We start from the raw sequence: 14,522 nt of genomic DNA on the forward strand, positions 1-14,522 counted from the left end.
CGGCCACTCGTGGGCGTAACGCCGCCCAGCAGGGGTACTCGGACGGCTCCACGCACCGATGCTCCCCACCGATATGGAGGCTTCCATGCCGGAGACCAAGGACGTGGTGACGCTGCTCAAGGAGCAGCACACGGCGATTCGCGCACTGCTCGACCAGGTACCGGCGACCAAGGGCGACGAGCGCCAGAGCGCCTTCCAGGAACTCGTACGGCTGCTCGCCGTCCATGAGACGGCCGAGGCGGAGATCGTCCACCCCTTCGCCCGCAAGAACCTCGAAGGCGGCGAGGCGGTCGTGAACGACCGGGTCGCCGAGGAGGAGAAGGTCAAGCGGGCCCTGGTGGAGCTGGAGGACAAGGACACCGACTCCCCGGAGTTCCTCGACCTGTTCGCCGCGCTACGGCAGGACGTACTCGCCCACGCCGACGCCGAGGAGCGGCACGAGCTCGCGCACCTGCAGAACCACGCGGACCGCGCGAAGCTCGAAAACCTGGCCACCGCGGTCAAGGCCGCCGAGGCCGTCGCGCCGACACGGCCGCACCCGGGCCTGGACACCCCTGCGAAGCACCTGGTGGCCGGCCCCTTCGCAGCGATCGCCGACCGGACCCGGGACGCGATACGCGCGGCCAGGAAGAGGCCGACTGACGAGGGCTGACACTCGCGCGGCCCGGCCGGGCCGCGCTACGCCGCCGCGTTCCAGCGAAACGATCACACCCTGCCCCGCGGCCAACTAGGCTTCTCCGCATGGAGATCCTGGGTACCACGCTGCGTGTATGCGTCGATGACCTGGACGCTTCGGTCGCGTTCTACGAACGCCTCTCGGGCAGCAAGGCGCTCCGCTTCGAGCGCGGCGGTGTGTCCGTCGCCGCCGTCGGCTGCTTCCTGCTGATGAGCGGTCCCGCGGCCGAGCTCGTCGTCCTGCGCAAGGTCGCGGCGACCATCGCGGTGCAGAACGTCGACGAGGCACACGCGGTGCTCAGCGCGTCCGGCGCGCGGATCATCGCGGGCCCGGTACCGACCCCTGCGGGCCGGAACCTGATCGCGGTCCACCCGGACGGTTCGGTCTTCGAGTACGTGGACCGACAGGCCACGCCCTGAGGCTTAGGCCCTGATCTGCCGGACAGGCCCAGCCGTCAGCCGGGCAGCAGCTCGCGGGTCAGCGCCCAGCGTTCGTGGTCGCGCCAGGCGCCGTCGATGTAGAGGAAGTCCGGCGAGAAGCCTTCGAGGCGGAAACCGCAGCGGCGGGCGAGCGCGATGGATGGCGTGTTGCCCGGCTGGACGTTGATCTCCAGGCGGTGCAGGCCGAGCGGCGGCCCGAAGGCGTACCGGACGAGCAGGGCGAGCCCCTCGGTCATCAGCCCGCGGCCCACCGCGTGCGCGAACGCGCCGTAGCCCAGGGTGCCGCTCAGGAAGGCGCCCCGGACGATGTTGCCGATGTTGATGAACCCCGCCAGCTCCCCCGTGTCCCGCTCGCAGACGACGAACCCCGCCCTGATCTCGTTCCCGATCAGCCGGTCCGCGAAGACCGCGTACTCCTCGGCGCTCAACGGCGGGAAGAGCCAGGGGCGGTGCAGTTCCCGGCTCTCGCGGGCGCGGGCGGTGAAGGCCTCACCGTCGGCGTGGGTCAGCGCCCGTATGCCGACACGGGACCCTTCGGCGAGGTAGGTGACGTCGTGGATCATGCCCGCACGGTACCGGTGGGTCGGGACCACGCGCCGTCGGCGTCGGCGTCGCTCTTGGCGTCGTTGACGTCATTGGCGTCGCTTGACGAAGTAGGCCCCGCATACGGCTCCGATCACCGCTGTGCTGAGCAGCGCCACCCACAGCGGCAGGGTCACCTCGGGGATCAGCAGCCGGATCTTGGTGTGGCGGGTGTTCTCGAAGATGAAGATGAGGCCGAGCACGCCGAGGGCCGCGACGGTCAGGCGACCGGGCGTCATCAGCTCGCGCACTCTGCCGCCGCCTCCGCGCCCGGACGATCCCGTTCTGCCTCCGCCACTGGACGAGCCTTTGGCCGCGCTCATGTGAAGACCCTTCCCTCGGAGGTACGGCGTCCGCCCCTGGGACCAGGATGGGCAGCCGTTCGCGGTTCCCGCACGGCGGGCGGCCGTACGGGTGACGGATCCGCCGTGGGCGCCCGCGCCTACCGCAGCGCCGGTACCTCGCAGGTGAGCGTGCCCCGGTCCGCGTCCAGGACCGCGGGTATCCCGAGCGGCACGGTCAGCGCACCCTCGCAGTGCCCGAACCCGAGCTCTTCCACCACCGGCACCCCAAGCCCCCCGAGCCGGTCGAGCAGCACGGCACGCACCTCCGCATACGGTCCGCACTCCGCCCAGGAGCCGAGCACGATCCCGGCCACACCGTCCAGCAGGCCGGAACGCAGGAGGTGGGTGAGCGCGCGGTCGATGCGATACGGCTCCTCGCCGACGTCCTCCAGGCAGAGCAGCCCGCCCCGCGCCGACGGCCTGGCATGCGGGGTGCAGAGTTCGGCGGCGAGCAGCGGGAGGCAGCCGCCGAAGGTGACACCCGCCGCCCGGCCGGGGACCAGCGTCCGGCCGCCCTCGATCGTCCGGACCGTCTCGGGTGCGAAGAGGGTGGCGCGCAGCTGATCCTGGGAGCGGGTCTGCTTGGCCAGGTCGGTGCCCGCGACCATCGGTCCGTGGAGCGTGGCCAGGCCCGCGCGCACCGCGAACGCCTCATGCAGGGCGGTCACGTCGCTGAAGCCGAGGAAGACCTTCGGCCCCGCCGCCCGTATCGCGTCCCAGTCCAGCAGGTCGACCATGCGCTGGGAGCCGTAGCCGCCACGGGCGCAGAACACGGCCGCGACCGCGGGGTCGCACCACGCGTCTTGCAGATCGCGGGCGCGGTCGGTGTCCGTGCCCGCCAGATAGCCGAACTCGGGGTGCTCGTCGAGCAGATGGGGGGTGAGGACCGGCTCCAGGTCCCAGCCGCGCAGCACATCGAGCCCCGCCTGGAGCCGGCACTCGGCTACCGGCCCGCAGGGGGCGACCACGGCCACCCGGTCGCCCGCGGCCAGCCGACGGGGCCGGGTGAGCGGCCGTACGGGTGGCGGCTGGGGCGGGGTCATTTGCTGAGCTCCAGCGTCGGGATACCGGGCGGGGTGATGCCGAAGGTCTGTGCGTACAGCGAGAGTTCGGACTCCAGACAGCGGATCACCGTGTCCGCGCGCCGGAAGCCGTGGCTCTCGCCCTCGAAGGCGATATAGGCGTGCGGTACCCGGCGCCCGGCCATCTTGGCGAGGAACCGCTCGCACTGGGCGGGCGGGCAGATGACGTCGTCCAGGCCCTGGAGCAGCAGGAACGGCGCGGTGATCCGCTCGGCGTGCTCGATGGGTGAGCGCTCTCGGTAGCGGCCCGGCACCTCGTCGATCGGCCCGACCAGCGAGTGCAGGTACTGCGACTCGAAGTCATGGGTCTCACCCGTCCCCCAGCTGGTGAGGTCGAGGATCGGGTACTGCACGGTGCCGCAGGCGTAGACATCGGTGGTGGCGAGTGAGGCGGCCGCGGTCCAGCCGCCGGCGCTGCCGCCGCGGATCGCGAGCCTGGCCCGGTCGGCGGTGCCCTCGTCGGCCAGGGCCAGCGCGACGGCCGCGCAGTCCTCGACGTCGACGACGCCCCACTGTTCGCGCAGCCGGTCGCGGTAGGCGCGGCCGTATCCGGTCGAGCCTCCGTAGTTGACCTCGGCGACGCCGATGCCGCGCGAGGTGAAGTAGGCGATCTCCAGGTCCAGGACGAGCGGGGCGTGCCCGGTGGGTCCGCCGTGCGCCCAGACCACATACGGCGGCAGTTCGGCGTCGGGCGCCCGGTGGCCGGGGTTGTGCGGCGGGTAGATGTGCGCGTGGATCTCGCGCCCGGCGGGGCCTGCGAAGGTGCGGATCTGCGGTTCCGGGTAGTACGAGGGGTCCACTGGGTCGTCGTGTTCGGCGCCGATCACCCGGGCGTGACCGGTGGCGGTGTCCAGCTCCACCACCTCGTACGCGCTGCGCGGGCTGGCCGCGACACCGACCACCCGGGAGCCGTGCGCGGCCAGGGTCGGGGCCCACTCCGTCCAGGGCCCTGCCGTGTCGACGACCTCGCTGCTCTCCGGGTCCAGGATGCCGAGCCCGGTGGCGCCGATGCCGTGCACCACGGCGATCAGCCCGCTCGCCAGCGGCGTGAACCAGCGCTGGCCGATCTTCCACAGCGGCCCGGCGAACTCCTCGTCGCGCGGGCAGAGCGCGACGGTGCCCCGGTGCGGGTCGGCGCGGTACAGGTTCCACCAGCCGCTGCGGTCCGAGGCGAACAACAGCGTGCCGTCCGGCGCCCATTCAGCCTGGACGATCGACTCGTCCTCGCCTCCGGCGAGGGTCCACGCCTGGCGCAGCAGCCCGTCCGCGCCGACATCGGCGAGGATCAGCTCGGTGCCGTCCCACGGCATGCGCGGGTGGTCCCAGGCGACCCAGGCCGCGCGCCGCCCGTCCGGCGAGAGCCGGGCGCCGGTCACGAACCGGTGCCGTCCGTCGGACAGTTCCCGCACGGCCGAGCGTTCGTCGGCGGCGGAGCCGTCCAGCGGCACTGCGGCCACGACCCGGCGCACCTCGCTCGGCCCGCTGCCGGTGAACTCCTCCAGGACACACCACACTTCGCCCCGGTCGAGGTGGATCTGCGGGTCGGCCCAGCGCAGGCCGTCACCGACCGGCGAGAGCGGTGTGAGCGGCCGGGGCGCGGCGCCGGGGGTGTCCGGCTCGTAGGCGTACAGCCGCTGGTCGGCGAAGTCGACGAACACCACCAGCGGGCCGTCGGGTCGCGCGGCTCCAGCCCACGGCTGGCCGCCGTACTCGATGACCCTGCTGCGCACGTTCCACGGGGCGGGCAGCACCGACCGCTCGCCCTCGCCGGTCCTGCGCACCAGGGCGCGCCGTCCGCCCTCCGTGGGGCGCGGCTCGGTCCACCACACCTCGTCGCCGACGAAGCCCACATACTCGGGGCGGCCGTCGTGCGAGGCGGCCAGGGCCGCGTCGATCGGTGACGTCCAGGCTCCGTACGGCAGCGTCCGTACCATGTCCCCCACTCCCCTAGGCCGTGCGCAGATAGCGGTCGAGCACCTTGGTGCCGAAGTGCAGCGCGTCGACGGGCACCCGCTCGTCGACGCCGTGAAAGAGGGCCCAGTAGTCGAAGTCCTCGGGCAGCTTCAGCGGTGAGAAGCCGTAGCCGGTGATGCCGAGCCGGGAGAACTGCTTGGCGTCGGTGCCGCCCGCCATGCAGTACGGCACGACATGCCCCTCCGGTGCGAACTCCTCGACGGCCGCGCGCATCTTGGCGTACGTCGCGGTGTCGACCGGCGACTGGAGCGCGACCTCGTGGTGGTGGAACTCCCACTCCACGTCGGGCCCGGTGAGCCGGTCGAGGGTGTCGGCGAACTCCTCCTCGCCGCCGGGCAGATACCGGCCGTCGACATAGGCCACCGCTTCCCCCGGAACCACGTTGATCTTGTAGCCGGCCTGCAGCATCGTGGGGTTGGCGCTGCCCCGTACGGTCGGCTCGACCAGCGCGGCCGCCGGGCCCAGCTTGGCGAGCAGGGCGTCCACGTCGAAGTCCGGGGCGTCCACCGGCGCCTCGACGCCGTGCAGCGCGGCGAGTTCGCGCAGCGCGGCCTTGACGGTCGGGGTCAGTCGCGCCGGCCACTCGTGCTCGCCGATCCGTGCGATCGCCCCGGCCAGCCTGCTCACCGCGTTGGCGCGGTTGACCTTGGAGCCGTGCCCCGCCCTGCCGCGCGCGGTGAGCTTGAGCCAGCCGGTGCCGCGCTCCCCCGCCGCGATCGGATAGAGCACCATGCCGGGGCCCGCGTGGAAGGTGAAGGCGCCGGACTCGCTGATGCCTTCGGTGCAGCCCTCGAAGAGGTCCGGGTGCCGGTCGGCGAGGAACCCGGAGCCGTCCTCGGCGCTGGCCTCCTCGTCCGCGGTGAAGGCGATCACCACATCGCGCCTGGGGCGTACGCCGCCGCGCGCCCAGGACCGTACGACCGCGAGGATCATCGCGTCCATGTTCTTCATGTCGACGGCGCCGCGCCCCCAGACCACGCCGTCGCGGATCTCCCCGGAGAAGGGGTCCACCTGCCAGTCGGCGGCCTCGGCGGGGACCACGTCCAGATGACCGTGCACCAGCAGCGCGTCGGCCGACGGGTCGGTGCCTTCGATCCGCGCCACCACGTTCGTCCGCCCCGGGGTGCGCTCCAGGAGGGTGGGGGTGAGCCCGGCCCCGGCCAGCTGCTCGGCGGCGTACTCGGCGGCGGGGCGCTCACGGCAGTCGCCGCCCCCGCGGTTGGTCGTGTCGATCCGGATCAGGTCCGAGGTGAACCGTACGACCTCTTCAAGTGCCTGTCCGTCAGCCATACTGCTCCTCCACCGCGGCGGACACGATCGTGGTGACCGCCTTGAACGTGCGAATGCCCTCGTACATCGTGTCGCTGGTGTACGCGACCTTCCGCTCCCCCGTGCGCGCCACGCCCGGAACGACCGTGGCCGCCAGGGACAGGTGCTCGGCGTCGAACTCGAGCGCCACGGTGAAGGGCCCGCCGCGCACCGGCTCGTACCGCCTGGCCAGCGAAGTGGCCTCCTTGGCCGCGGCCCTGATCTCGGCGGCCGTGCGCGCGGGGGTCCGGCAGACGGCCGCGTACCGCGAGACATGGTCCTTGACCGCGACCTTGCGCGCCTCGGGCGCGTACCCGAGCGCGTCCTCGCACGCGAGGTCGTCACCGGTGACCAGCAGCACCGGTACACCGTACTCGGCAACCACATGAGCGTTCAGCAGGCCCTCGCTGGCCCGTATGTCGTTGACCCAGACACCGGTGATGGAGTTGGCGAGATAGGTGTGCGCGAGCACCCCCTCCATGCCCGCGCCCGCGTGGTAGCCGACGAAGGCGATACCGTCCACGTCGCCGTGCTGGACGCCTTCGACCATGCTCAGGGACTTGTGGCGCCCGGTGAGCATCTCGGCCCGTTCGTCGAGGTGTTCGAGCAGCAGATTGCGCATGGTCCAGTGCGCTTCGTTGATGAGCACCTCATCGGCGCCACCGTCGAAGAAGCCGCGCACCGCCGCGTTCACATCGGAGGTGAACATCGAACGGCAGCGCTCCCACTGCGAGGTGCCGGGGAGCACATCGGCGGGCCAGGTCACGCCCGTGGCGCCCTCCATGTCGGCGCTGATGAGGATCTTCATGGAACGAAACCGTACGCGTCGCCGAACAGCTGGACCAGGCCTGTGGATAACTCTCACTGGAGTAGACCAGTGATGCCACCGCCACCTCTCCGACCAGCCACTTGGACGAAGGTTCGACCCGCCCCGGCCCGCATTTGCCCCCGGCAGGCCCGCTTCAGGGCCTGTCCGGCGGACAGACCCTAGCCCGGACGGCCCACGACCAGCCACCGCGACGGCAGTTCGATCCGGGAGCCGTCGGGGGCGTAGTCGGTGGTGGTCAGCGGCAGCTCGCCGCTCGCCAGGATCTCAAGGCCCGCGCTCCGGAAGATCTCCAGGATCTCCGCGTCCGACACCTCCAGCGGAGCGATGCCGTGCCGCAGCACCGGCTCCATCTTCGGCGGCGGGCCGTCGGGGCTCTGCGCCAGGCCCATCAGCAGCGGTCCTGCGGCCTGGCACGGCTCGACCACGCAGGCCCGGCCGCGCTCGCCCACCAGGGTCGCGATGTCATCGGCGAGCGGCTGGCGGCCCTCGGGCTCGCACTGATGGAGTACCCCGCGCATATAGACGTTGGAGTCACCCAGCTCCGCGTGCAGCTGCTCGATCTCGCCCTTGTCGGTGGCGTCGAGCTGCCGGTACTCGGCCTGCCCCGCAGGGTCGGCCTGCCGGGCGTGTTCCAGTGCCTCGGCCGACAGGTCAGCGCCCACGACATGCCGGAAACGGTCGGCGAGGAAGCGCGTCTGGGTGCCGTTGCCGCAGCCGAGGTCGATCAGCGGAAGGCCGATGGCCGCCATGTGCGGCTCGAAGAGCGCGAGATGGAGTCCCGCGGTGAGGGCGGGCTCCGCGTCCCAGAAGACGGATCCCTGTTCGTCGGATGCCTCGCTCCAGAAGGCTTCCCAGGCGTCCTTGTACCGACGCGTCGCGCTCATGACCAGCTCCCCAGGTTGTGACCGTAAAGATCGGTCTATCGCGCCTGGGTTGTCCGGACAAGCAGGCGACGCATACCTTCACTGATCGTTCGATACGCGTGCGCCAAGACGCGCCTCCCGGGCGTCAACTCCCCCTGGACAACGGCAACTCGAACCACACCGACTTGCCCCTACCCGTGCGGTTGGTGCCCCACTCCCTGGCGAAGCCGCTCACCATCCGCAGGCCGCGCCCGGCGTCGTCGGTGGGCCCGGCGCTGCGCAGCGTCGGCAGCGTGTGGTCCTCGTCCTCCACCTCGCAGAGCAGCACATCGGTACGCACCAGGCGCAGTTGGATCTGACAGCTCCGGGTGTGCCGTACGGCGTTGGTGACCAGCTCACCGGCGAGCAGTCGCGCGGTCTGCGCCAGGTCTTCGGACAGCCCCCAGGACCGCAGCTGCTCACGGACCAGCAAGCGCGCCTCGCGCACCTCCCGCGGGTCGGGCGTGAGCCGCCAACTCGCCACGTCCCGAGGTGCGATGCCGTTCAGCCGGGCCATCAGCAGGGCGACATCGTCCTTGCGGTCGCCATGGCCCGCCGCCGAGAACGTCGCGGCCAGGGCACGGATGATGGTGTCGCAGGCGTCGTCCATGGAGGCCGCGGGGTGGGCCGCGGACTCGCACAGCGTGGCCAGGCCCACGCCGATGTCCGCGCCGCGCACCTCGACCAGGCCGTCGGTGCACATCACCAGCCGGTCGCCGGGTGCGACCGGGACCCGTACCGACTCGAAGGGCACACCGCCCACCCCTATCGGCGCGCCGGTCGGCAGGTCGAGGAGCTCGCTGCGGCCGTCGTCGGCACGAACCACGACCGGCGGGATATGACCGGCGTTGGCGATCTCGAGCTCGCCGGCGATCGGGTCGTACACCGCGTACAGACAGGTCGCCAGATACTGCTCGCCGAGCCGCTGGGCCAGGTCGTCCAGGTTGCGCAGGAGTTGCGCGGGCGGCAGGTCGAGGGCCGCCATGGTCTGCACGGCCGTACGCAACTGGCCCATCATCGCGGCCGAGTTGAGACCGTGGCCCATGACGTCACCGACGACCAGGGCGGTCCGCGATCCGGGCAGCTTGACGGAGTCGAACCAGTCGCCGCCGACCCGGCCGAGCAAGGTGCCCGGCAGGTAGCGGGTGGCGATGTCGCAGCCGGACATCCGGGGTGCGATGTGCGGCAGCATGGAGTCCTGGAGGGTCTCGGCGACGCTCTCCTGGTAGGTGTACATGCGCGCGTTGTCCAGCACGAGCCCGGCGCGGGCGGCGAGTTCGGCGCCGGTGACACGGTCCATGTCGTTGAACAGGCGCCGCTCGGGGTGGCGCAGCAGGATCATGAAGCCGAGCACGACATTGCGCGCCTTGAGCGGGACGACCAGCATCGAGCGGTTGGTGATCAGCGGCCGGATGTCGCGCTTCTCGAACTGCGCGGCGATCGCGGTGCCCATCTCCTCGCTGATCCGCGGTACGAGCACCGGCTCCCCGGTGGTCATGCACTGGAAGAACGGGGTGTGCACCGGGAACGGCATGGACTCGCCGACCGGGACGACATCGTCCCAGCGTCCCGGTTCGTCGGTGTGCTCCAAGGCAACCCGGTGCCACATGGTGGTGGCGTCCGGCGGGCCTTCGGGGAAACCCTCGCCCGCGACGACCTGTTCGCGCAGATATGTCCCGGCGACGTCGGTGAAGCGCGGCACGACGGCCCGGCTGACCTCGATGATCGTCCGGGACAGATCGAGCGAGGAGCCGATCCGCCCGCTGACTTCGTTGAGGAACTCCAGACGCTCGCGCACAGCGGCGTATTCGAGGTCCTCGGCGTACTCGGCGTCCTCGCCAGTGTGGTCGCCGTCCGGGCCGCTCTCCCGTACGAGGGGCAGTCCCATGGCCGCCGCCCGTGCCGCGCGCTGCCGCCGTGCCAGCCGCTCGGCGCGCCGGGGCACGCCCCAGTCGGGGGTCACCGGCACCCGGTCCTGCTGGCTGAACTCCAGGACCGGATAGCCCAGTTCCAGCACCTGGGACACGATCCGCGAGCCCTCGCCGACGCTCATACTGGGCAGGATCTCGGGCAGCCTACGCGCCAGGTCGTCGGCGCCGGGGAACTCGGTGTGCAGCGCGAAGCCGGGCGCGATGCGCTCCTGTGCCCCGGCGGCGGGGGCGTCGGCATCCTGGCCGTCGAGCCGGTCCGCGTCCGCCGCGAGCACCAGGAGGCGCTCGGGCCCTGGGCCGATGAGCGGGTAGGCCCACCACAGGACGTCGACCCGGCCGCGCCCCGGCACCGAGAGGCGGGCCCGTCCGGCTGCCGGGTAGGGCGTCTGGCCGTCCAACGAGGCTTCCAGCTCGGGACCGCCGAGATCGCCGTACGCACCTCGCTCGCCGTACGCACCGCGTTCGCCGTACGCCCGATCCTCGCCGTACGCCCGATGCTCGTCCTGCGCGCCGTAGTCCTGGTACGCGCCGTAGTCCTCGTACGCCGCCCGGGGTTGCTCCGCGTCGGCGTCGGGCAGTGCGCCGGAGACCGGCAGCAGATCGACGGCCGCCCGCCCCACGGCCTCCTCCCGGGCATGGCCGAAGAGCCTGCGCGCACCGGCGCTCCAGTGCGACACCAGGCCCGCGTCGTCCACCACGACCACGGCCAGCGGAATGCGGCCGGCCGGTGCGGTCGGTCCCTGTGGAGTGCCACGCTCCATTGGACTGGGCTCCTTCCCGCGGCGGCGCAAGATCCGCGCCACCACAACCACGGTACGACCAGCGCGGGTTGCCATGTGCGGCAACGCGCTAATTGGCGATCGCCCGCGCGCCCCGGGGCGCGCCCCGGTGGCGCCCCCTAGGGCCTGTCTGACAATTCCCGTCGTCGCCCGGAGGGCGGCCTCGCGCCCGCTGCGCCAGCAGCTGACGTCACCGAGGTGCGTGCTCTCGGCGTGCCGGGTGTAGACCCTCGTACTGGACGTACTTGGGTCTGCGCCCGGTGCGGCGAAGGGGGTCCCTCCCTGCTCGAGCGCAGCCGAGAGCTTGGGGGCGCGTGCATGGCGTCGCGAGGCAGACGGGAATTGTCAGACAGGCCCTAGCTCAGTCCTCGTGTCCCAGCTGCAGGTCTCGCTCCGTGCGCCCGCCTCCGGCGACCTGGAGCACGGTCGCCACCGGCGGGTATCCGGCCGCGATCACCGTGTACTCACCGGAGGACAGGTCGACGAAGCGGAAGGTGCCGTCGGGCCCGGTGGTGAGGGTGTCCATCACATTGCCCGCCGCGTCCAGAAGCGTCACGCGCGCGTCCTCCACCGCGCGGCCGCCACCGGCCCGCACAGTGCCGCGCAGCACGGCGCCGCCCGCGAGTTCGACGTCCTGGCGGGTCCCGCGGGACGCCTGGACGCTCACCGGCAGCGCGGCCGGGCGGAAGGCGGGCGCGCTCCCGGCCAGGGTGTACTCACCGGCCACCAAGTCGGAGATGACATAGCCCCCTTCGCGTCCGCTGCGGGTGCTGGCGACCACCTCGCCGCGTACGTCGGTGAGGGTCACCGCCGCGCCCCTGACCGGTGAGCCGTCCGCGGTGACCACCTGGCCCGCGAGGCGGCCGGCGCCGCCGAGCACCACGTCCAGTTCCACCGGGCGCTCGCCGACGGTGACCGAGACGGCCTGCGGCTGGTGTCCGCCCGCGGCCGCGATCAGTACGTAGCTGCCGGAGCCCGGCGTCGACAGGGCGTAGCGGCCGTCCTCGCCGCTGGCGCCCCGGCCGATCTGCTCCCCGGTGACATCGATGAGGGTGAGTGCCGCGCGGGGCACACTGCTGCCGTCGGAGTGCTGGACGGTGCCGCAGACGGGTACCCCCGCGGTCTGCGCCGTACGGGCCCGGGGGATGGCGGCGGCGGGCTCGGCGTCGGATGCGGGGTGGTGCGCTGCGCTGGACAACAGGGGGGTCTCCTTGAGGAAGAAGGCGATCAGCAGGCCGAGCAGAAGCACCGGCACGAGGTAGAGGAAGATCCGCGGCATCGCGTCGGCGTACGCCTGGATGTAGCCGTCGCGCAGGGCGTCGGGCATCTGGTGGACCAGCGTCGGGGTGAGCGACTCGGGGTCGGGCAGGTCGGCGTCGGCCGGGAGCCGGTCACCGAGCGCGTCGACCAGCCGGTTGGCGAAGAGCGTGCCGAACACGGCGGCGCCCACGCTGCCGCCGATCTGCCGGAAGTAGTTGTTGGCACTGGTGGCGATGCCGAGGTCGGCGGGCGGCACGGCGTTCTGTACGGCGACGATCAGGACCGGCATCACCAGGCCGATGCCGACGCCCAGTACGGCCATCCAGATGCTGTAGTGCAGCCGCGGGGTGTCCGCTTCCAGCCGGGAGAGCAGCCACATGCCGACGACCGAGACGGCCCCGCCGATGATCGGGTAGCTCCGGAAGTGCCCGGTGTGGCTGATGAGTTGACCCGAGATGATCGAGGCGCCGACGATCCCGCCCATCATGGGGAGCATCAGCAGCCCGGACTCGGTAGCGCTCGCCCCGTCGACCATCTGCAGGAAGGTCGGCAGGTAGCTGACCGCGCCGAAGAGACCGACCCCGACGACCGCCCCGATCAGACTGGTGACGTTGAAGGTCGAGTCACGGAACAGCCGCAGCGGGATCAGCGGCTGCGCGGCGAAGTGCTCGGCGAGCAGGAAGAGCAGCGTGGCGGCGACGGCGCCCGCGGCGAGCCCGAGGATCACGCGGTCGCCCCACGCGTACTCCGTACCGCCCCAACTGGTCAGCAACACCACACAGGTTGACGCGGCGGCCAGCAACAGCGCGCCCAGAACGTCCAGGCGGGGCTTGGCGGTCGGCTTGGGCAGCTTCAGTACGACGGAGACGACCGCCAGGGTCAGCAGCCCGAAGGGGACGTTGAAGTAGAAGCACCAGCGCCAGGAGGCGTGGTCGGTGAAGAAGCCGCCGAGCAGCGGTCCCGCGACCGAGGCGAGGCCGAAGGCCGCCCCGATGACGCCCATGTAGCGGCCGCGTTCCCGGGGCGGCACGATGTCGGCGATGATCGCCTGTACGCCGATGAAGAGGCCGCCCGCGCCGATGCCCTGGATCGCCCGGGAGGCGATCAGCTGCTCCATGGTGCGGGACCAGCCGGCCAGCGCCGAGCCGATGACGAAGACGACGATCGCGAACTGGAAGACGCCCTTGCGCCCGAAGAGGTCGCCCAGCTTGCCGTAGATGGGCAGGACGATGGTGGAGGTCAGCAGATACGCGGTGATCGCCCAGGACATCTTGTCCAGGCCGTGCAACTCCCCCACGATCTTCGGCAGCGCGGTGGCGACGATCATCTGCTCCAGGGCCGCGAGCAGCAACGCGAGCATCAGCCCGCCGAAGACCAGCCGCACCCGGCGCGGGCTCAGCGCGTGGGCCACCTGGGCCGGCTGAGGCGTGGGGCCGGCCGGGGGCGGGGGTGCGTCGGCTACCGCGACCTGATCGGTGCGCTCGGCCTTATCGGCCTCGGCCTGCACCAGCGTCGTCCCACCCACGTCAGCTCCCCATCGTCGCGTCCGCACCACCCATGCGCCGCCCATTTCTCGCATTACGCGACAACTGGGAGCAAGCGCGACGAGCGTGTACGGAACGGGGCCTGAGGGGGAGTCATCGCCGGTGGGAGCCCCTGGGGCGGGCTAACGCCCCAGGGGTGAGAACCACTCGAAACGGTGAGTGCGCCGGCGCCGCCGGGGGTCACTGGAGCCGCCTGGCCACGTCTCCGGTGCCACCGGGTGGTCACGTACCCGGTGCCACCGGATGGTCACGTCTCCGGCGTCACCAGGGGTGGTCACTTCTCCAGTTCGGCCGCCAGCTTGGCGAGGACCTGGTCGTAGATCCGGCCGAGGCCCTTGGGCGCGAAGGTCTTCTCGAAGAAGCCGCCGATGCCGCCCGCGCCGTTCCACACGGTGGTGACGACCACGCGCGCCTTGCCCTCACCTGCCGGGGTCACGGTCCAGGTGGTGACCATCGAGGAGTTGCGGTCCTTCTCGACGAGCTGCCCGTCGGTCGGCTCGTCGACCTCGAGCAGGCAGTCCCGGACGCGCTTGCTGGTGGCCTGGAGCTTCCAGTGGACGAGGGTGCCCTTGCCGTCGCCGCCCTCGCGCACCTCGTACTCGCTGAAGTGCTCGGGCAGCAGCTTCGCGCGCGTGCCGCTGTAGTCGGCCAGCGCGTCGAAGACGTCGTCCGGCTCCGCCGTGATGGTCCGCTCGGTCACGGCCTCGACCTGTGCCATGGCACTTCCTCCACTGGTGCTCGGGTGCTGCTCGGGTGCTGGGGGTCCTGCTTCGTCCTATTGTGGACCGGCGCGGGTGGGCCACGCGCCACATGACGGACCCTCAATCTGGTCAAATCTCGGCAGAACATGTCCTTCCGGGCTGGGTTTCGG

General features: G+C 71.7%; 12 protein-coding genes. 2 read left to right on the plus strand and 10 right to left on the minus strand.

From position 1 onward, the window contains the following. The first annotated feature begins 85 nt into the window (after positions 1–85). Entirely contained in the window at positions 86–652 is a 567-nt protein-coding gene (locus U9R90_RS05765; RefSeq protein ID WP_411055287.1) for a hemerythrin domain-containing protein, read from the plus strand. Between the two features lie 89 nt (positions 653–741). Further along, the gene (locus U9R90_RS05770; RefSeq protein WP_411055288.1) at positions 742–1,095 is read left to right on the plus strand and encodes a VOC family protein; all 354 of its coding nucleotides are present in this window, start codon (positions 742–744) and stop codon (positions 1,093–1,095) included. Positions 1,096–1,130: 35 nt separating this feature from the next. On the opposite strand, the gene U9R90_RS05775 is transcribed toward U9R90_RS05770, so the two are convergent. The 10 genes from U9R90_RS05775 to U9R90_RS05820 form a co-directional block, all read right to left on the minus strand. After that, positions 1,131–1,679 carry a GNAT family N-acetyltransferase gene (locus U9R90_RS05775; protein ID WP_411055289.1) on the minus strand — a complete coding sequence of 183 codons (549 nt, stop codon included), beginning with the start codon at positions 1,677–1,679 and terminating at the stop codon, positions 1,131–1,133. A gap of 69 nt (positions 1,680–1,748) precedes the next feature. After that, a complete protein-coding gene (locus tag U9R90_RS05780) occupies positions 1,749–1,937 on the minus strand; it encodes a hypothetical protein (RefSeq protein ID WP_411055290.1) in 189 nt (62 codons plus the stop codon). A 203-nt stretch (positions 1,938–2,140) separates the two neighbouring features. Beyond that, positions 2,141–3,085, minus strand: coding sequence for an LD-carboxypeptidase (locus U9R90_RS05785; protein ID WP_411055291.1), 945 nt, complete (start codon positions 3,083–3,085; stop codon positions 2,141–2,143). After that, positions 3,082–5,058 carry an LpqB family beta-propeller domain-containing protein gene (locus U9R90_RS05790; protein ID WP_411055292.1) on the minus strand — a complete coding sequence of 659 codons (1,977 nt, stop codon included), beginning with the start codon at positions 5,056–5,058 and terminating at the stop codon, positions 3,082–3,084. Before U9R90_RS05790 ends, U9R90_RS05785 begins: the two co-directional genes overlap by 4 nt. A gap of 13 nt (positions 5,059–5,071) precedes the next feature. Continuing rightward, a complete protein-coding gene (locus tag U9R90_RS05795) occupies positions 5,072–6,388 on the minus strand; it encodes a M20/M25/M40 family metallo-hydrolase (protein ID WP_411055293.1) in 1,317 nt (438 codons plus the stop codon). After that, positions 6,381–7,214, minus strand: coding sequence for a M55 family metallopeptidase (locus U9R90_RS05800; protein ID WP_411055294.1), 834 nt, complete (start codon positions 7,212–7,214; stop codon positions 6,381–6,383). The genes U9R90_RS05795 and U9R90_RS05800 overlap by 8 nt, the downstream gene beginning before the upstream one ends. A 179-nt stretch (positions 7,215–7,393) precedes the next feature. Next, a complete protein-coding gene (locus tag U9R90_RS05805; protein WP_411055295.1) occupies positions 7,394–8,119 on the minus strand; it encodes a class I SAM-dependent methyltransferase in 726 nt (241 codons plus the stop codon). Positions 8,120–8,243: 124 nt separating this feature from the next. Beyond that, positions 8,244–10,829 carry a SpoIIE family protein phosphatase gene (locus U9R90_RS05810; RefSeq protein WP_411055296.1) on the minus strand — a complete coding sequence of 862 codons (2,586 nt, stop codon included), beginning with the start codon at positions 10,827–10,829 and terminating at the stop codon, positions 8,244–8,246. Between the two features lie 379 nt (positions 10,830–11,208). Further along, positions 11,209–13,632: an MFS transporter gene (locus tag U9R90_RS05815; RefSeq protein ID WP_411055297.1), complete on the minus strand. Its 2,424-nt coding sequence runs from the start codon at positions 13,630–13,632 to the stop codon at positions 11,209–11,211. A 293-nt stretch (positions 13,633–13,925) separates the two neighbouring features. Then, positions 13,926–14,369, minus strand: coding sequence for an SRPBCC family protein (locus U9R90_RS05820; protein WP_411055298.1), 444 nt, complete (start codon positions 14,367–14,369; stop codon positions 13,926–13,928). Positions 14,370–14,522 lie beyond the last annotated feature (153 nt).

This window comes from Streptomyces sp. E11-3 (assembly GCF_046540415.1).
Lineage (GTDB): Bacteria > Actinomycetota > Actinomycetes > Streptomycetales > Streptomycetaceae > Streptomyces.

Excerpts from the sequence above, each read along its gene's own strand:
- U9R90_RS05765 (WP_411055287.1), top strand. The coding sequence starts at position 86 with ATGCCGGAGACCAAGGACGTGGTGACGCTGCTCAAGGAGCAGCACACG.
- U9R90_RS05770 (WP_411055288.1), top strand. The coding sequence starts at position 742 with ATGGAGATCCTGGGTACCACGCTGCGTGTATGCGTCGATGACCTGGAC.
- U9R90_RS05775 (WP_411055289.1), bottom strand. The coding sequence starts at position 1,679 with ATGATCCACGACGTCACCTACCTCGCCGAAGGGTCCCGTGTCGGCATA.
- U9R90_RS05780 (WP_411055290.1), bottom strand. The coding sequence starts at position 1,937 with ATGACGCCCGGTCGCCTGACCGTCGCGGCCCTCGGCGTGCTCGGCCTC.
- U9R90_RS05785 (WP_411055291.1), bottom strand. The coding sequence starts at position 3,085 with ATGACCCCGCCCCAGCCGCCACCCGTACGGCCGCTCACCCGGCCCCGT.
- U9R90_RS05790 (WP_411055292.1), bottom strand. The coding sequence starts at position 5,058 with ATGGTACGGACGCTGCCGTACGGAGCCTGGACGTCACCGATCGACGCG.
- U9R90_RS05795 (WP_411055293.1), bottom strand. The coding sequence starts at position 6,388 with ATGGCTGACGGACAGGCACTTGAAGAGGTCGTACGGTTCACCTCGGAC.
- U9R90_RS05800 (WP_411055294.1), bottom strand. The coding sequence starts at position 7,214 with ATGAAGATCCTCATCAGCGCCGACATGGAGGGCGCCACGGGCGTGACC.
- U9R90_RS05805 (WP_411055295.1), bottom strand. The coding sequence starts at position 8,119 with ATGAGCGCGACGCGTCGGTACAAGGACGCCTGGGAAGCCTTCTGGAGC.
- U9R90_RS05810 (WP_411055296.1), bottom strand. The coding sequence starts at position 10,829 with ATGGAGCGTGGCACTCCACAGGGACCGACCGCACCGGCCGGCCGCATT.
- U9R90_RS05820 (WP_411055298.1), bottom strand. The coding sequence starts at position 14,369 with ATGGCACAGGTCGAGGCCGTGACCGAGCGGACCATCACGGCGGAGCCG.